The 17,488-nt window shown below is 72.4% G+C and carries 14 protein-coding genes and 1 tRNA gene; 12 read left to right on the top strand and 3 right to left on the bottom strand.

All coding sequences use genetic code 11. The features are described 5' to 3' along the window. The first annotated feature begins 3 nt into the window (after positions 1-3). From IS481_RS13900 to IS481_RS13890, 3 genes are read left to right on the top strand one after another with little or no spacing between them, the layout of a single operon-like run. On the top strand, positions 4-657 hold the full coding sequence (locus tag IS481_RS13900) for a DUF3306 domain-containing protein (RefSeq protein WP_104358731.1): 654 nt from the start codon (positions 4-6) through the stop codon (positions 655-657). Then, positions 614-2,710, top strand: coding sequence for a 4Fe-4S binding protein (locus tag IS481_RS13895; protein ID WP_104358732.1), 2,097 nt, complete (start codon positions 614-616; stop codon positions 2,708-2,710). The genes IS481_RS13900 and IS481_RS13895 overlap by 44 nt, the downstream gene beginning before the upstream one ends. Beyond that, positions 2,707-3,339 carry a TorD/DmsD family molecular chaperone gene (locus IS481_RS13890; RefSeq protein WP_104358733.1) on the top strand — a complete coding sequence of 211 codons (633 nt, stop codon included), beginning with the start codon at positions 2,707-2,709 and terminating at the stop codon, positions 3,337-3,339. Before IS481_RS13895 ends, IS481_RS13890 begins: the two co-directional genes overlap by 4 nt. A 6-nt stretch (positions 3,340-3,345) precedes the next feature. Here IS481_RS13890 and ppc read toward each other — a convergent pair whose 3' ends face one another. Further along, positions 3,346-6,183: a phosphoenolpyruvate carboxylase gene (ppc, locus tag IS481_RS13885; protein WP_104358734.1), complete on the bottom strand. Its 2,838-nt coding sequence runs from the start codon at positions 6,181-6,183 to the stop codon at positions 3,346-3,348. Positions 6,184-6,298: 115 nt separating this feature from the next. Here ppc and hemC point away from each other — a divergent pair, with 115 nt between their 5' ends. The 7 genes from hemC to IS481_RS13850 all read left to right on the top strand — a co-directional run bounded on the left by hemC (position 6,299) and on the right by IS481_RS13850 (position 13,367). Then, a complete protein-coding gene (gene hemC / locus IS481_RS13880; RefSeq protein ID WP_104358735.1) occupies positions 6,299-7,237 on the top strand; it encodes a hydroxymethylbilane synthase in 939 nt (312 codons plus the stop codon). A 10-nt stretch (positions 7,238-7,247) separates the two neighbouring features. Further along, the gene (locus IS481_RS13875) at positions 7,248-8,033 is read left to right on the top strand and encodes a uroporphyrinogen-III synthase (protein ID WP_104358736.1); all 786 of its coding nucleotides are present in this window, start codon (positions 7,248-7,250) and stop codon (positions 8,031-8,033) included. Then, positions 8,030-9,124, top strand: a complete 1,095-nt coding sequence (locus IS481_RS13870; RefSeq protein ID WP_232529299.1) for a uroporphyrinogen-III C-methyltransferase — start codon at positions 8,030-8,032, stop codon at positions 9,122-9,124. Before IS481_RS13875 ends, IS481_RS13870 begins: the two co-directional genes overlap by 4 nt. Positions 9,125-9,137: 13 nt before the next feature. Further along, positions 9,138-10,385 carry a heme biosynthesis HemY N-terminal domain-containing protein gene (locus IS481_RS13865; protein ID WP_104358737.1) on the top strand — a complete coding sequence of 416 codons (1,248 nt, stop codon included), beginning with the start codon at positions 9,138-9,140 and terminating at the stop codon, positions 10,383-10,385. A gap of 40 nt (positions 10,386-10,425) precedes the next feature. Then, a tRNA-Arg gene (locus IS481_RS13860) sits at positions 10,426-10,502 on the top strand. Positions 10,503-10,860: 358 nt separating this feature from the next. After that, positions 10,861-12,948, top strand: a complete 2,088-nt coding sequence (locus tag IS481_RS13855) for an ATP-dependent helicase (protein ID WP_170067488.1) — start codon at positions 10,861-10,863, stop codon at positions 12,946-12,948. A 146-nt stretch (positions 12,949-13,094) separates the two neighbouring features. Continuing rightward, positions 13,095-13,367, top strand: a complete 273-nt coding sequence (locus IS481_RS13850; protein ID WP_104358739.1) for a DUF2798 domain-containing protein — start codon at positions 13,095-13,097, stop codon at positions 13,365-13,367. Positions 13,368-13,397: 30 nt separating this feature from the next. Here the strand turns inward: IS481_RS13850 and IS481_RS13845 are convergent, their stop codons facing one another. Both IS481_RS13845 and IS481_RS13840 read right to left on the bottom strand, forming a co-directional pair. Continuing rightward, a complete protein-coding gene (locus tag IS481_RS13845) occupies positions 13,398-14,636 on the bottom strand; it encodes a CaiB/BaiF CoA transferase family protein (protein ID WP_104358740.1) in 1,239 nt (412 codons plus the stop codon). After that, positions 14,633-15,814: an acyl-CoA dehydrogenase gene (locus IS481_RS13840; RefSeq protein WP_104358741.1), complete on the bottom strand. Its 1,182-nt coding sequence runs from the start codon at positions 15,812-15,814 to the stop codon at positions 14,633-14,635. The genes IS481_RS13845 and IS481_RS13840 overlap by 4 nt, the downstream gene beginning before the upstream one ends. A gap of 158 nt (positions 15,815-15,972) precedes the next feature. On the opposite strand from IS481_RS13840, the gene IS481_RS13835 reads away from it, so the two are divergent. Both IS481_RS13835 and greB read left to right on the top strand, forming a co-directional pair. After that, on the top strand, positions 15,973-16,893 hold the full coding sequence (locus IS481_RS13835) for a LysR substrate-binding domain-containing protein (RefSeq protein ID WP_104358742.1): 921 nt from the start codon (positions 15,973-15,975) through the stop codon (positions 16,891-16,893). A gap of 20 nt (positions 16,894-16,913) precedes the next feature. Continuing rightward, a complete protein-coding gene (greB, locus tag IS481_RS13830; RefSeq protein ID WP_104358743.1) occupies positions 16,914-17,471 on the top strand; it encodes a transcription elongation factor GreB in 558 nt (185 codons plus the stop codon). The last annotated feature ends 17 nt before the right edge of the window (positions 17,472-17,488 follow it).

Raw genomic sequence — 17,488 nt, 5'->3', positions numbered from 1 at the left:
GCGATGGCGGCTGAAAGCTTCTTCTCCCGTTGGTCGCGACGCAAGGCCGAAGCGCGGGAGGCGGCCGAGCCGCCCGTCGCAGCGCCCGCGCCGCCGCAGCAGCAAGGGGCCGACGCCGCGGCTGCCGCCGTGCCGGCCGAAGCCGAGGCACGAACCCCGGCACCGGCGGTGCAACCGCCGGCCCCCGAACGCCAGGAGCCGCCGCCGACCTGGGAAGACGTCGCGCGCCTGACGCCGGAGTCGGACTTCTCCCGCTTCGTCTCGCGTGGCGTCGACGAGGACGTCAAGCGGGCGGCGCTGAAGAAGCTGTTCAGCGACCCGCACTTCAACCAGATGGACGGGCTGGACGTCTACATCGACGACTACACCCGGCCCGACCCGATCCCGGCCACGGTGCTGCGGAAGATGGCCCAATCCGCGATGCTCGGGCTGTTCCGCGACGAGGAAGAACGACAACGCCAGCCCGCCGAGGCGGCCAACGACGCAGCCGCCACCGCGCCCGCGCTGCCGGCGGACGACCGCTCCAAGATCACCGAAGACAGGGGTACGGCCGATGCCGCCGACGCCCCGCCTGCCCACGATGAAAACCCTGCTGTGCAATTGCAACCGGACGATGCCGCTGGACGGCCAGGCGCTGAGCCGGGCCCTGAGCGCTGACGGCACCGCCGCAGCCCTGCCGATCCACACGACGCTGTGCCGCCGCGAAGCCGGCGCGTTCCAGCGCGCGGCCAAGTCCGGCGACGACCTGCTGGTGGCCTGCACCCAGGAACGCCGGCTGTTCCTCGAGCTGAACCAGGAAACGGAAGGCGCGCCGCCGGTCACCGAGCGGCCGATCCGCTTCGTCAACATCCGCGAGACCGGCGGCTGGTCGAAGGACGCCGCCAAGGCCACGCCCAAGCTGGCGGCGCTGATCGCCGCGGCCCAGCTGCCGGAACCGGAGCCGGTGCCCACGGTCGGCTACCGCAGCGGCGGACGCTGCGTGGTGATCGGCCCGGCCGAGGCGGCCGAGCGCGCCGCCACCCTGCTGGAGGACCGGCTCGACGTCACGCTGCTGGTCACCCGCACCGGCGGGGCGCTGCCGCAGCGGCGCGAGCGCGCGGTGTTCGCCGGCGAGGTGGTGCAGCTGCGCGGCTGGCTGGGTGCCTTCGAGCTCACCTGGCGCCACGGCAACCCGATCGACCTGGAGCTGTGCACGCGCTGCAATGCCTGCATCGACGCCTGCCCCGAGGGCGCGATCGGCTTCGACTACCAGGTCGACCTCGAGGCGTGCCGCGCGCACCGCGACTGCGTGCGCGTCTGCGAGGCGGCCGGCGCGATCGACTTCGAGCGCAGCGTGCAGGAAAGCGGCGAGCGCTTCGACCTGGTGCTGGACCTGGGCGAGCAGCCGCTGTTCACGATGCACCAGCCGCCGCAGGGCTACTTCCACGCCGGCAGCGACGAGCGCCGCCTGATGGACGCGGTGCTCAAGCTGCGCGAGATGAGCGGCGAGTTCGAGAAGCCCAAGTTCTTCCAGTACAAGCAGAAGCTGTGCGCCCACAGCCGCAACGAGCGCGTCGGCTGCGACGCCTGCATCGAGGTGTGCTCCGCGCGCGCGATCCGCAGCGAGGCGCAGGCCGGCGGCGGCATCTTCGTCGAGCCGCACCTGTGCGTGGGCTGCGGCGCCTGCACGACCGTGTGCCCGAGCGGCGCGCTGGCCTATGCCTACCCGGGCACGGTGGACCAGGGCAGGCGCCTGCGCACGATGCTGCAGACCTACCGCCGCGCGGGCGGCCGCGACGCCGCCCTGCTGGTGCACAGCGAGGGGGCCGGGGCCCGGATCCTCGAGGACCTGGGCCGCGCCGCCCGCACCGACCGCAGCGTGCACGGCGTGCCGGCGCGCGTGCTGCCGGTGGCGGTATGGCACACCGCGAGCATCGGCCTGGACCTGTGGCTGTCGGCCATCGCCTACGGCGCGGCCGACGTGTGGGTGCTGCTGACCGACGAAGAGGCGCCCGAGTACCGCGAGGCGCTGGCCGCGCAGGCCGCGGTCGCGAACGCGATCCTGCAGGGCCTGGGCTACCGCGGCGAGCACGTGCGGCTGCTGCAGGCGCGCGACGCGCGCGACCTCGCCGCGCTCGATGCCGCGCTGCGCGCCGCGCCGTCGCAGCCGGTGGCGCAGCCGGCGGCCTTCGCGACCCAGGCCGACAAGCGCGCGACGCTGGAACTGGCGCTGGACCACCTGCTGGCGCAGGCGCCGCGGCCGGTCGACGAGATCGCGCTGCCGGCCGCCGGCAGCCCGTTCGGCGCCGTGCAGGTCGACACCGACAAGTGCACGCTGTGCCTGAGCTGCGTCGGCGCCTGCCCGGAGGCCGCGCTGGCCGACAACCCCGACCGCCCGCAGCTGCGCTTCGTCGAGAAGAACTGCGTGCAGTGCGGCCTGTGCGAGACCACCTGCCCCGAGGATGCGATCACGCTGCAGCCGCGCCTGTGGCTGGCCGACGGCGGCAAGGCGCGCAAGCAGGCGCGCGTGCTGCACGAGGTCGAGCCCTACCGCTGCATCCGCTGCGGCAAGCCCTTCGGCACGCTCAAGGCGATCGAGGTGATGATCGGCAAGCTGGCCGGCCATGCCGCGTTCCAGGGCGCCGCGCTCGAGCGCCTCAAGATGTGCGGCGACTGCCGCGTCGTGGACATCTTCAGCAACCCGAACGAAGTCAGGATCACCGACCTATGAGCGCCGGCGCCGTCCAACCCCTGTCGTTTTCCCCTGCCGGTCCCGACGAGGAGCTGGCACGGGCCGAGCTGTACGGCCTGCTGGCGCGCCTGTACCTGGCGCCGCCGGACGAGGCGCTGCTGGCGCAGTTCCGCGTCGCGGTGACGCAGGCGCCGCAGGAAGGCGCCTTCCTCGAGGAACCGTGGCAGGAGCTGGTGGCCGCGATGCGCGCCACCGACGCGCAGGCCGCGGCCGACGAGTACGACGCGCTGTTCCAGGGCGTCGGCAAGCCCGAGGTGTTCCTGTACGGCTCGTACTACCTGGCCGGCTTCCTGAACGAGAAGCCGCTGGCGGCGCTGCGCGCCGACCTGGCCCGCCTGGGGCTGGGGCGCGACGAGGCCAGCGGCGAGACCGAGGACCATGTCGCCTACGTGTTCGAGGTGATGCGTTACCTGATCGCCGGCGACGACGTGGAGGTCTGCAACCTGGAACAGCAGCGCCGCTTCTTCCGCCAGCACGTGCAGACCTGGCTCGGCAGCTTCTGCGAGACGCTGGCCGCGCACCCGAGCGCCCGGCTGTACCGGGCGGTGGCCGGGTTCACGCAGAAGTTCATCGAGGTCGAGACCCAGGGCTTCGACCTGCTCGAGTGAGCCGGCTCAGCCGGTGTTGCGCAGGCCGGCGGCCACGCCGTTGATCGAGATGTGCAGGCCGCGCTGCACGCGCTCGTTGGTCTGGCCGGCGGCGCTGAGCTGCCGGTAGCGGCGCATCAGCTCGACCTGCAGGTGGTTGAGCGGGTCCAGGTACGGGAAGCGGTGCTCGATCGAGCGCGCCAGCGCCGGGTTCGAGGCCAGGCGCTGCTTCTCGCCGGTGATCAGCGCCAGCGCGTCGTGCGTGCGCTGCCATTCGGCCTGGATGGCCGCGAAGATCCTGCGGCCCAGGCGCCTGTCCTCGACCAGCTCGACGTAGCGTGCCGCCACCGCCAGGTCGCTCTTGGCCAGCACCATGTCCATGTTGGACAGCAGCGTGCGGAAGAACGGCCACTGCCGGTGCATGCGCTGCAGCAGCGCGAGGCGCTCCTTGCGCTGCGTGCGGCCCGTGCCGAGGAAGGCCTCGACCGCCGAGCCGAAACCGTACCAGCCCGGCAGCGCGACGCGGCACTGGCCCCAGGAGAAGCTCCACGGGATCGCGCGCAGGTCCTCGATCGCGCGCGTGGCCTTGCGCGAGGCCGGGCGCGAGCCGATGTTCAGCTCGGCGATCTCGCGGATCGGCGTGGCGGCGAAGAAGTAGTCGGTGAAGCCGGGCGTCTCGTAGACCAGCTTGCGGTAGGCCGCCATGCTGGCGTTGGACAGCTCCTGCGCGGCTTCGAGGAAGGACCTCGGTGCAGGCTTGGTCGGATGCAGCAGGGTGGCTTCCAGCGTCGCTGCCACCAGCGTCTCCAGGTTGCGCAGGCCGATCTCGGGGTTGGCGTACTTGGAGGCGATCACCTCGCCCTGCTCGGTCAGGCGGATCTGGCCGTTCACGGTGCCGGGCGGCTGCGCGAGGATGGCCTGGTAGCTCGGGCCGCCGCCGCGGCCGACCGAGCCGCCGCGGCCGTGGAACAGGCGCAGCGTGAGGCCGTGCTCGTTGCGCAGCCCGCTGAACAACTCCACCAGCGCGATCTCGGCGCGGTAGAGCTCCCAGTTGCTGGTGAAGTAGCCACCGTCCTTGTTGCTGTCGCTGTAGCCGAGCATGATGTCCTGCTCGGCGCCCGAGCGCTTGACCAGCTCCAGCACGCCGGGCAGTGCGTAGAACTCGCGCATGATGGGCGCGGCGTTGCGCAGGTCACCGATGGTCTCGAACAGCGGCACGACGATCAGGTCGGCGTGGCCGTCGTCGTCCAGCGTGCCGTGCATCAGTCCGGTTTCCTTCTGCAGCAGCAGCACCTCGAGCAGGTCGCTGACCGTCTCGGTGTGGCTGATGATGTAGTGCTTGATCGAGGCCGCGCCGTACAGCGAGCGCATGCGGCGCGCGGTCTCGAAGATCGCCAGCTCGCCGACGGTGAGCTCGGAGTACTGCGCGCCGCGCACCTGCAGGCCGCGTGCGTCGTTGAGCAGGCGCAGCAGCAGCGCGATCTTGTCTGCTTCGGGCAGCTGCGCGTAGCGCGGCTCGATGCGCGCGGTGGCGAGCAGCTCGGCCACCACCGCCTCGTGCTTGTCCGAACTCTGGCGCAGGTCCACCGTGGCGAGGTGGAAGCCGAACACCTGCACCGCGCGGATCAGCGAATGCAGCCGCGTGCTGGCCAGCGCGCGGCCGTGGTGCGACAGCAGCGAGGCCTCGATGGTGCACAGGTCCTGCAGCAGCTCGTCGGCCGACGCGTAGGGCTCGGACGGGGCGACCGCATGGCGCAGCGCCTCGGTGCCGGTCAGCCGCTGCAGCGTCGCGGCCAGCCGCGCATAGATGCCGACCAGCGCGCGGCGGTAGGGCTCGTCCTTGCGGTGGTCGCTGCGGTCGGGCGAGCGCTCGGCCAGCGCCTGCATCTCGGGTGTCACCTGCACCAGCAGCGCCGAGATCGACAGCTCGGCACCCAGTTCGTGCACCTCGGTCAGGTAGTGGCGCAGCGCGGTCTCGCACTGCGCGCGCAGCGCCAGCTCCAGCGTGTCGGCGGTGACGTTGGGGTTGCCGTCGCGGTCGCCGCCGATCCAGTTGCCCATGCGGAAGAACGGCGCGATGTCGTAGCCCGGCAGCGCGCGCTCCAGCTCGCGGTACAGGCGCGGGATCTGGCGCAGGAAGGTGGCGTGGTAGTAGCTGAGCGCGTTCTCGATCTCGTTGGCCACCGTCAGCTTGGTGTAGCGCAGCATGCGGGTCTGCCACAGCTGCGTCACGCGCGCGCGCAGCATCGCCTCGTTGTCCTCCAGCTCGCGCTGCGTGTGCAGCTCGTCGCGCGCATGGATCAGCTCTGCGATGGCGCGTTCGGCGTCGAGGATGGACTTGCGCTGCACCTCGGTCGGGTGCGCGGTGAGCACCGGCGAGATGTACGCGCGCTCGAGCATGCGGGCGATCTCCTCGGCGCGCACGTTCTTCTCGGCCAGCCGCTCCAGCGACATCGCGAGCGACCCTTCCTGCAGGTGGCCCTGGCGCTCGTGGTGCTCGCGCCGGCGCACGTGGTGGCGGTCCTCGGCGATGTTGGCCAGGTGCGAGAAGTAGCTGAAGGCGCGGATCACCGAGACGGCCTGGTCGGTACTGAGGTTCTTCAGCAGGCGCGCCAGCGTCTTGCCGGCATCGGCGTCGCGCTTGAGGCGATAGGCCACCGACAGCTTGCGGATGCGCTCGATCAGGTCGAACGCCTCCTGGCCCTCCTGCTCGCGGATCACGTCGCCGAGGATGCGCCCGAGCAGCCGGATGTCCTCCATCAGCGGCCGGTTCTTTTCGGCGGCGTCGTCGCGTTTGCGCGTCGCGGCAGCGGGCTGGCGACGGCGGGCGGGGGTCGTCGTGGAGCGGACGGCGGCGCGTGGCATCGGTTACCTCGGCGGAAGCAGGGGTGGTAACAAAATTACATGCGAGCCCAGGATGGTAGCACCCTGCAGGGCGATCACCGCGCGCGTTGCGGGGCTCGGGTAGCATCCCGGCATCATGACGACGACAACTTCCCCCTGGGTGATCGCCACCCGAGAAAGCCGGCTGGCCCTGTGGCAGGCGCGGCACGTGCAGGCGCTGCTGCAGCAGCGCTTCGGCCGCACGGTCGAGCTGCTGGGCATGACCACGCGCGGCGACCAGATCCTCGACCGCACGCTGTCCAAGGTGGGCGGCAAGGGTCTGTTCGTGAAGGAGCTGGAGGTCGCGCTCGAGGAAGGGCGCGCGCACCTGGCGGTGCACTCGCTCAAGGACGTACCGATGGACCTGCCGGCCGGGTTCCTGCTCGCGGCGGTGCTGGAGCGCGAGGACCCGCGCGACGCCTTCGTCTCGCCGCGCTACGCCTCGCTGGAGGAACTGCCGCCGCAGGCGGTGGTGGGCACCTCCAGCCTGCGCCGCATGGTGCAGCTGCGCGCCTTGCGCCCGGACCTGCGCATCGAGCCGCTGCGCGGCAACCTCGACACGCGCCTGCGCAAGCTCGACGAAGGCCGGTACGACGCCATCGTGCTGGCCGCGGCCGGCCTGATGCGCCTGGGCCTGGCCGAGCGCATCCGCACCCGCTTCGAGCCGGACCGCATGATCCCGGCCGCCGGGCAGGGGGCGCTGGGCATCGAGATCCGCGCCGACCAGGCCGAGCTGCGCGAGCGCCTGGCCGGGCTGGTCGACCGGCCGACCTGGCTGGCGGTGCACGCCGAGCGCGCGGTCTCGCGCGCGCTGGGCGGCAGCTGCAGCGTGCCGCTGGCGGCCCACGCGGTGTGGCAGGACGGGCAGCTGCGCCTGAGCACCGCGATCGGCCATCCCGAGCGCGCCGATGCGCCGCTGCTGAAGGCCGCCGTGAGCGGCCCGGTGGCCGACACCGCGCAGGCCGAGGCGCTGGGCGTGGCCGCGGCACAGCAGCTGCGCGAGCAGGGGGCCGACGGCTACCTGCAACACGGCTGACGCTGGTGCGATGAAGGTGCTCGTGACGCGGCCGGCCGCCCAGGCCGGCGAATGGGTCGAAGGGCTGCGCCGCGGCGGCATCGAGGCCGAGGCGCTGCCGCTCATCGGCATCGGCGCGCCGGCCGATGTGGCGGCCGTGCACCGGGCCTGGCGGCAGCTGCGCGACTACCGCATGGTGATGTTCGTCAGCCCGAACGCGGTCGAGCAGTTCTTCGCGCTGCGGCCCGAGGGCGTCGCCTGGCCCGACACCGTGCAGGCGGCCTCGCCAGGCCCCGGCACCGCCCGGGCGCTGCTTGCCGCAGGCGTGCCGCCGCAGCGGCTGGTCCAGCCGTCCGACGATGCCGCGCAGTTCGATTCCGAGACGCTGTGGGCACAACGCCTGTGCCACGAGGACTGGCAGGGCGCCGCGGTGCTGGTGGTGCGCGGCGAGGGCGGGCGCAACTGGCTGGCCGAACGCTGGCGCGAGGCCGGCGCGCGCGTGGACTTCGTCAGCGCCTACCGCCGCCAGCCGCCCGAGCTGGACGCGCGCGCCGAGGCGCTGCTCGCGCAGGCGCTGGCGCAGCCGCGCGGGCATCTCTGGTTCTTCAGCAGCTCCGAGGTGATCGACCACCTCGAACGCTGCTGCGCCGAACGCGGCCTGCAGCCGCCCTGGGGCGCCATGCTGGCGCTGGCCACGCACCCGCGCATCGCGCAGCGCGCGCGCGCGCTCGGCATCGTCGCGCCGCTCGAATGCCGGCCGGCGCTGGCCGCGGTCCAGGCCACCATCAGGCGCTCTATACAATCGTCCGCACCGTGAGCGATACCACCACAACCACCAACACGAACGAAGCGCCTCCGCCCGCCAGCCCCGTGCCGCCCGCGGAGCCCCCGCGGCCCGCCTCGCCACCGGCGCGCGGCCCGGTGTGGGTGGCGATGATCGTGCTGCTCGCGCTGGCCGCCGGCAGCCTGGTGCTGGCCTATCAGACCCGCCAGCACCTGCAGGTGCTGGAGCAGGACCTGGTGCGCCGCCAGCAGGACAGCCACGAGCAGGCCACCGAGGCCCGTACGCTGGCGCGCGAGGCGCAGGACGTCTCGCGCGACGCGAGCGCCAAGGTCGCGCTGCTCGAGGCCCGGTTGTCGGAGGTGGCCGTGCAGCGCACGCAGCTGGAAGAGCTGATGCAGTCGCTGTCGCGCTCGCGCGAGGAGAACCTGCTGGGCGACGTCGAGGCCAGCCTGCGCGTGGCGTTGCAGCAGGTCACGATCACCGGCAGCGCCGAGCCGCTGGTGGCTGCGTTGCGCTCGGCCGACGAACGCCTGCAGCGCGCCAACCAGCCGCGCCTGGAAGGCGTGCGCCGCGCGATCGCCCGCGACCTGGAGCGCGTCAGCGCGGCCGGCCTGGTGGACGTGTCCGGGCTGGTGATCCGGATCGACGAGGCGGTGCGCCTGATCGACGAGCTGCCGTTGCTGTCCAACCCGGCCGAGGCCGTTCCGCAGGCGGGTGCCGCCGAGGCGCAGCCGGCCGCGCCGGCGCCGGCGTCGAGCGCCGACTGGTGGCGCCAGGCCGGCCAGCGCGCCTGGGCCGAGGTGCGCTCGCTGATCCGCGTCACGCGCGTGGACCGGCCCGAGGCGATGCTGGTCGCGCCCGAGCAGGCCTTCTTCCTGCGCGAGAACCTCAAGCTGCGGCTGCTGAACGCGCGGCTGGCGCTGCTGGGCCGCCAGTTCGACACCGTGCAGGCCGACCTGGACGCCGCGGGCCAGACGCTCGAGCGCTACTTCGACGGACAGTCGCGCCGCGTCGGCACGGTGCGCGAGCTGCTGGGCCAGGTGGCCGCGCAGGCGCGCCAGACGGCGGTGCCGCGGCCGGACGACACCTTCGCGGCGCTGGCGGCCGTGTCCGCCGCGCGTTGAGGAGCCGCAAGCGATGCGCGCGATCGTCTGGCTGATCCTGTTGTTCGTCGCGGCCGTCGTGGCCGCGGCCGTGCTCGGGGCGAACGACGGGCTGGTCACCGTCTTCTGGGCCCCGTGGCGGGTCGATGTCTCGCTCAACTTCTTCGTGCTGGCGCTGGTGCTCACCATCGCGGTCGCGTATGTCGCGGTGCGCGGCATCAACGCGCTGATCGGGCTGCCGCGCCGCGCGCGCGAATGGCGCCTTGCCAAGCGCGAGCGCTCGGCCCAGCAGGCGCTGCGTGAGTCGCTGGCGTTGTTCTTCGGCGCGCGCTACACCCGCGCGCACAAGGCGGCCGAACGCGCGCTGACGATCCAGCAGGACACGCCCGAGCTGCGCGAGGACGCCGAATTCACGATGCTGGCGCACCTGCTGGCCGCGGGCAGCATGCACCGCCTGCAGGATCGCGCGCGCCGCGAGGAGCACCTGTCCCGGGCGCTAGCAGCGGTGCGCCCGGGCGGCAGCACCCGGGCCGCCGAGGAGGGCGCGCGCCTGATGGCCGCCGAATGGGCACTGGACGACCGCGATGCCGACCGTGCGCTGGAGCTGATCGCCGGGCTCTCGCCCGGCGTCGCGCGCCGCACCCAGGCGCTGCGGCTCAAGCTGCAGGCCGCCCGCTATGCCCAGCGGCCGCTCGAGGCGCTGCGCACCGCGCGGCTGCTGGCCAAGCACCAGGGCTTCTCGCCCTCGGCCGCCACCGGTCTGCTGCGCTCGCTGGCGATCGACGCGCTCGAGACCGCACGCGATGCCGACCAGCTGCGCCGTGTCTGGCAGCAGCTCGATGCCACCGACCGGCGCGACGTATACGTCGTTGCGCGCGCGGCCACGCTGATGGCGCGCATGGGCGGCTTCGAGGAGGCGCGCGCCTGGTTGCGCCCCTACTGGGAGCAGATCGCCACCTTCGGCGCCGACGAGCGCGCCGAACTGAGCCGCGCGTTCGTCGCCAGCGTCAGCGGCGTCGGCGCCGACTGGCTGCCGCGCCTGGAAGCGGCCGTCGCGGCCGACCCGGGCGACCCGGCGCTGGCCCATGCGCTGGGCAGCGCGCTTGCGGAACTGCAGCTGTGGGGCAAGGCTCGCCAGCTGCTCGAACGCTGCGCCGGCCACGAACAGCTGGCCCCCGCGTCGCGCCGCGCCGCCTGGCGGCAACTGGCCGAACTGGCCGAGCGCGACGGCGACCTCGATCGCGCCCAGGCGTGCTATCGACACGCGGCACGCATCGAGTAGTAGACAACGAAAAAATTGTCGTGCTATACTTTCGTTCTTCGCGGCTGTAGCTCAGTTGGATAGAGTACTTGGCTACGAACCAAGGGGTCGTGGGTTCGAATCCTGCCAGCCGCGCCAAACACGAAAGGGCCACGCAACGCGTGGCCCTTTTTCTTTTCCCGTCGCCCGGGCGGTTGCCGTTTCCCGTCGGCGCTGTCAGCGCTTGCAGCAGCCGGACCATGTCCTGCCGGTGAGGCAGCGGCCGGGCTGCATGGCGCCGGCGTGCCCGGTCCAGCGGCGTGCGGCCTTCGGCATCGATGCGGCGGGTGTCGCGGCCCCGTGCTGCAGCAGCAGGCGCACGGCCACCGGGTCGCCCTCGGCCACGAGTGATGCGTTCGCGCGTGGCCGCTCCGCCGGGCTGCGCGGCCGCCTGGATGGATATACAGTCCAGGGTGCGCTTGCCCGTCCACCGTTGCGGCAGGCGGTTGCCGATCGCATGACCACGACCCTCCTCGAAGTTCCTCCCCTTCAGGCCCCGGACCCCTTTGCGGCGCTGAACGCGCAGCAGCGCGATGCCGTCGAGCACGGCATCGCCGACGGGCCGGGCTGCGCGCCGCTGCTGGTGATCGCCGGGGCCGGGTCTGGCAAGACGATGACGCTGGCCGCGCGCGTGGCGCGGCTGGTGCTGGCCGGCGCCGATCCGCAGCGCCTGCTGCTGCTGACCTTCTCGCGCCGTGCGGCGCAGGAGATGGAGCGCCGCGTCGGCCGCGTGCTGCAGCAGGCGCTGGGGCTGGCGGGCGAGGCGCGGCCGCCCGCGCTGCCGTGGTCGGGCACCTTCCACAGCGTGGGCGCGCGGCTGCTGCGCGCCTATGCGCCGCGCATCGGCCTGCCCGAGGACTTCACGATCCACGACCGGGCCGATGCCGAGGACCTGATGGGCTGGGTGCGCGAGGAGCTCGGGCTGGCGCGCACGAAGCACCGTTTCCCGCTCAAGGGCACGTGCCTGTCGATCTACTCGCGCGTGGTCAACAGCCAGGCGCCGCTGGCCGAGGTGCTGCAGTGGCACTACCCGTGGTGCCAGGCCTGGGAGGACGAGCTGGTGCGGCTGTTCGGCGCCTACGTGCGCGCCAAGCAGCAGCAGCACGTGCTCGACTACGACGACCTGCTGCTGTACTGGGCCGAGATGGTGTCCGTGCCCGAGCTGGCGCGCGAGCTGGGCGCGCGCTTCGACCACGTGCTGGTGGACGAGTACCAGGACACCAACCGCCTGCAGGCGGCCATCCTGCAGGCGATGAAGCCCGACGGGCAGGGGCTCACCGTGGTGGGCGACGATGCGCAGTCGATCTACTCGTTCCGCGCTGCCGAGGTGCGCAACATCCTGGACTTCCCGCGCCAGTTCGGACGCGAGGTGCGGGTCGTCACGCTGGAGCGCAACTACCGCTCCACGCAGCCCATCCTCGATGCGTCCAACGCGGTGATCGCGCTGGCGGCCGAGCGCCACGCCAAGCAGCTGTGGACCGACCGCACCTCGTCCGAGCGCCCGGCGCTGGTCACGGTGCTGGACGACGCCGCGCAGGCGCGCTGGGTGGCCGACGAGGTACTGCGCCTGCGCGAGCAGGGGCTCAGGCTGCGGTCGCAGGCGGTGCTGTTCCGCGCGGCGCACCACAGCGCGGCGCTCGAGCTGGAGCTGGCGCGGCGCAACATCCCGTTCGTCAAGTTCGGCGGGCTGAAGTTCCTGGAGGCCTCGCACATCAAGGACGTGCTCGCGGTGCTGCGCTGGGTCGAGAACCCGCGCAACCGCCTGGCCGGCTTCCGCGTCGCGCAGCTGGTCCCCGGCATCGGCCCGGCGACGGCGCGGCGCCTGCTCGACGCGCTGGAGCAGGCCGCCGACCCGGCCGCGGCCCTGCTCGCCTTCGAGGTGCCGGCCGCGGCGCGCGACGACTGGCAGGCGTTGCGCACGCTCTATGCCGCACTGCGGCAGGGCGAGGCCGGCTGGCCCGACGACCTGCGCCGCGTGCAGCAGTGGTACCAGCCGCACCTGGAGCGGCTGCACGACGATGCGCCGGTGCGCGCGGCCGACCTGGCCCAGCTGGCGCGCATCGCCGAGGGCTACCGCTCGCGCGAGCAGTTCCTGGCCGAGCTGGCGCTGGACCCGCCCGAGGCCACCAGCGCCGAGGCCGGGCCGCCGCTGCTCGACGAGGACTACCTGATCCTGTCGACCATCCACTCGGCCAAGGGGCAGGAATGGCAGGCCGTCTACCTGCTCAACGCGGTCGACGGCTGCATCCCGTCGGACCTGGCCACCGGCTCGGCCGAGCTGGTCGAGGAGGAGCGGCGCCTGCTGTACGTGGCGATGACGCGGGCCCGCCAGCACCTGCAGCTGATCGTGCCGCAGCGCTTCTACGTGCACGGTCAGGGCAAGGGGGACCGGCACGTGTACGGGTCGCTGTCCCGCTTCATCCCGCCGCAGGTGCAGCCGCTGTTCGAGCGGCGCCAGCCGGCGGCGGCCGCGGCCCCGGAGGCGGTCGCGCCGTCCGGCGCGACGGTCGGCCTGGCCGCGCGCCTGCGCGGACGGTGGGGATAGGCGCGCGCACGGCCGGGGCTATCCCGCGGCGCGACCGGGGCAGGGCCGCTTCCCCGAAAATCCGTGCTCGTTCGCGCCGCGACGCACCGTGCCCGTGACGGCGCCCGGCGTCGCGCCGTCGCTGCTGGATCGATCAAGGACTTCCCATGAACCACCCGGATGGCACCACGACCATCGCCTTCGGCATCCCCAAGTTCCCGGCGCGCTTTGCGCCGCTGGTGACGGCCTTCCTGCTCTCGGTGCTGATGACCTGCATCGTCTCGTTCATCAGCACGCTCAAGGGCGTGGGGCTGTCGCCGCAGTTCGTCTCGCAGTGGATGACGGCCTGGGGCCTGTCCTGGGTGGTGGCGTTCCCGGTGCTGCTGCTGGTGCTGCCCGTCGTGCGCCGCGCGACGGCGGCGCTGGTGCGCGCGGGCTAGCCGCCGGCGCGGCGTTGCGCCGCGCACCCCTCACACGATGCCTTGCGCCTTCAGCGCCGCGATGCGCGCGGCGTCATAGCCCAATACCTCCGACAGCACCTGTTCGGTGTGCTGCCCCAGGTCGGGCGGCGCGTGGCGTACCACGGGCGGCGTTTCCGACAGCCGCAGCGGGCTGGCGACCCCGGCGACCTGGCCGAAGCGGGGATGCGGCAGCTCGACGCGCAGGCCGCGCGCGCGGACCTGCGGGTCGGCGAAGGCCTGGCCGATGTCGTTGATCGGGCCGCAAGGCACGGCACGGTCCTCCAGCAGCTCGACCCACTCGCGCGTGGTGCGCTGGCGGGTGATCGACTCGATCATCGGCACCAGCACCGCGCGGTGGCGCACGCGTTCGGCGTTGGTCGCAAAGCGCGGGTCGCGGCTCCACCCGGGCACGCCGGCGGCCTCGCAGAAGCGCGCGAACTGCCCGTCGTTGCCCACCGCGAGCAGCATCGCGCCGTCGGCGGTCGGGAAGTCCTGGTAGGGCACGATGCTCGGGTGCGTGTTGCCCTGGCGCTGCGGCACGCGACCGGTGTGCAGGTAGCCGGCCGCCTGGTTGGCGAGCATCGCCATGCCGACGTCCAGCAGTGCCATGTCGATGTACTGGCCGCGCCCGGTGCGGTGGCGCGCCTCGACCGCGGCGAGGATCGCGGTGGCGGCATAGACGCCGGTGAACAGGTCGATCACCGCCACGCCGACGCGCATCGGCCCGCCGCCGGGCTCCCCGTCCGGGCGGCCGGTGATGCTCATCAGGCCGCTGGCTGCCTGCACCAGCAGGTCGTAGCCGGCGCGGCCCGCGTAGGGGCCGTCCTGGCCGAACCCGGTGATCGAGCAGTAGATCAGGCGGGGGTTGAGCTCCTTGAGCGTCGCGTAGTCCAGCCCGTAGCGCGCCAGCCCGCCGGCCCTGAAGTTCTCGATCAGCACGTCGCTCCGGCACGCCAGCTCGCGCACGATGGCCTGGCCTTCCGGGCGGGTGAGGTCCACCGTGACCGACTGCTTGTTGCGGTTGGCGCAGGTGTAGTAGGTGGCGGCGTCGGTGTCGCGCCCGTCGGCGTCCTTCAGGAAGGGCGGGCCCCAGTGGCGCGTGTCGTCGCCTTCGTCGGGGCGCTCGACCTTGATGACCTGCGCGCCCAGGTCCGCGAGGATCTGTCCGCACCAGGGGCCGGCCAGCACGCGGGAGAGGTCCAGCACGCGCAGGTGGCCCAGCGCGGTGGGTGCGGGGTCGGCGCTCATGCGCTGAAGGCCTGGATGCCGGTCTGCGCGCGGCCGAGGATCAGTGCGTGGATGTCGTGCGTGCCTTCGTAGGTGTTGACCACCTCCAGGTTCACGACATGGCGGATCACGCCGTACTCGTCGCTGATGCCGTTGCCGCCGTGCATGTCGCGCGCCATGCGGGCGATGTCCAGCGCCTTGCCGCAGGAATTGCGCTTCATCATCGAGGTGATCTCGGGCGCGGCCGTGCCCTCGTCCTTCATGCGGCCCAGCCGCAGGCAGCCCTGCAGGCCCAGGGCGATCTCGGTCTGCATGTCGGCCAGCTTCTTCTGGATCAGCTGGTTGGCTGCCAGCGGCCGGCCGAACTGCTTGCGGTCCAGCGTGTACTGGCGCGCGGCGTGCCAGCAGAACTCGGCCGCGCCCAGCGCGCCCCAGGCGATGCCGTAGCGGGCGCTGTTGAGGCAGGTGAACGGGCCCTTGAGGCCCTCGGCATGCGGCAGCTCCTGCTCGGCCGGCACGAACACGTCGTCCATCACGATCTCGCCGGTGATCGAGGTGCGCAGGCCTACCTTGCCGTGGATCGCCGGCGCCGACAGCCCCGGCATGCCCTTCTCGAGGATGAAGCCGCGGATGCGGCCCTCGTCGTTCTTGGCCCAGACCACGAACACGTCGGCGATCGGGCTGTTGGTGATCCACATCTTGCTGCCCGAGAGCCGGTAGCCGCCGTCCACGCGGCGTGCGCGGGTCTCCATGCTGCCGGGGTCGGAGCCGTGGTTGGGCTCGGTCAGGCCGAAGCAGCCGATCCATTCGCCGCGCGCCAGCTTGGGCAGGTACTTGCGCTTCTGGTCCTCCGAGCCAAATTCGTGGATCGGCACCATCACCAGCGAGGACTGCACGCTCATCATCGAGCGGTAGCCGGAGTCCACCCGCTCGACCTCGCGGGCGATCAGCCCGTAGCTGACGTAGTTGAGGCCGGCGCCGCCGTACTCGGCGGGGATGGTCGGGCCCAGCAGGCCCAGCTCGCCCATCTCGCGGAAGATCGCCGGGTCGGTCTTCTCGTGGCGGAATGCTTCCTGCACGCGCGGCATCAGCTTGTCCTGGCAGTAGGCGCGCGCGGCGTCGCGCACCATGCGTTCGTCCTCGGTGAGCTGTTGTTCCAGCAGCAGGGGGTCGTCCCAGTGGAAGGCGGGTTGGGCCATGACGTTCTCCAGGCAGGCAATGCGCCGATGGTAGGCGCGCCGTGCCGCCGGGGCAAACGAGAATTGGTCAATAAGTTGTGCGTGAATGGAACTCCGTCGACGGGCCGACACCTCTCGACGCTTAAGATACCGGTTCTTCGAGATGCAGGTTGCGCACAATGAGACGCAGGATTCCCAGCACCCAGGCGCTGGTGTGCTTCGAGGCCGCGGCGCGCCATGAGAGCTTCACCAAGGCCGCGCAGGAGCTGGCGCTGACCCAGAGCGCGGTGTGCCGGCAGATCGCGGCGCTGGAGCGCTACCTGGGCGTGCCGCTGTTCCGGCGCACGCGCCGCGGCGTGCTGCTGACCGAGGCCGGGGCTGCCTACGGCCGGCGCATCGGCCAGCGGCTGGATGCGGTCGAGCGCGACACGCAGGCGCTGATGGCGCATCCGGGCGGCGGCTCGCTGGACGTGGCCGTGGTGCCGACCTTCGCGACGCGCTGGCTGATCCCGCGCCTGCCGCGGCTGGCGCAGGCCTGCCCGGACCTGGTGCTGAACCTGGAGACGCGCACGCGCCCGTTCCTGTTTTCCGACGGCGAGTTCGACGCCGCGCTGTACGCCGGCACCGTCGAGCAGGTGGCCAGCTGGCCGGGCACCGAGGCGACCGAGCTGCTGCGCGAGGACCTGGTGCCGGTGTGCAGCCCGGCGCTGCTCGGAGGCCGCGGGCCGCTGCCGCCGCAGGCGCTGACGGCGTTCCCGCTGCTGCAGCAGAGCACCCGCCCGCGCGCCTGGCGCGACTGGTTCGCCGCGCAGGGCGTCGAGCACCCGCGCGACAGCGCCGGGCCGCGCTACGAGCTGTTCTCGATGCTGGCGATGGCCGCCGCGCACGGCATGGGGCTGGCGCTGATGCCCACGCTGCTGATCGAGGCGGAACTCGCGCGCGGCGAGCTGGTCGTCGCCTGCGACGCGCCGCTGCGCGGCGAGCGGGCCTACTACCTGGTGACGCCCGAGCGCAAGGCCGGCGACCCGCTGGTGACCCGGCTGCGCGAGTGGATCGTCGCCGAGGCCAGGGCCTATGCTATGCAGATGTCCCGCGCCTGAGCGGGCCCCCGAGGAAGACCATGAGCAAGGCTTTCACGAAGGAAACCGACCAAGACGACGATGACGACCTGGCGCTGCCGGCGATGCCGGCCGGCACGAAGAACTACATCACGCCGGAGGGCTACCGGCGCCTGCGCGAGGAGCTGATGCACCTGATCGACGTGGAGCGCCCGAAGGTGGTCGAGGTGGTGTCCTGGGCCGCGTCCAACGGCGACCGTTCGGAAAACGGCGACTACCTCTACGGCAAGAAGCGCCTGCGCGAGATCGACCGGCGCATCCGCTTCCTGACCAAGCGGCTGGACATCGCCGAGGTGGCCGACCCCTCGGTGCACTACGGCAACGACCAGGTGTTCTTCGGCGCCACGGTGACCTATGCCAACTCGCGCGGCGAGGAGCGCACCATCACGATCAAGGGCATCGACGAGGCTGACGCGCTGAAAGGGGAGGTGAGCTGGATCTCGCCGATCGCGCGGGCGCTGCTCAAGGCGCGCGAGGGCGACGAGGTGCAGCTGATGACGCCGGGCGGGCTGGAGAAGCTCGAGGTGCTGGAGGTGCGCTACCCGCCGCCGCAGGCCTGAGAGGCCGCCGCCAGGGT

Origin of the sequence: Caldimonas thermodepolymerans (assembly GCF_015476235.1) — a bacterium.
In the GTDB taxonomy this organism is placed as follows: Bacteria; Pseudomonadota; Gammaproteobacteria; order Burkholderiales; family Burkholderiaceae_C; genus Caldimonas; species Caldimonas thermodepolymerans.
This window is presented reverse-complemented; position numbering and strand designations above follow the sequence as displayed.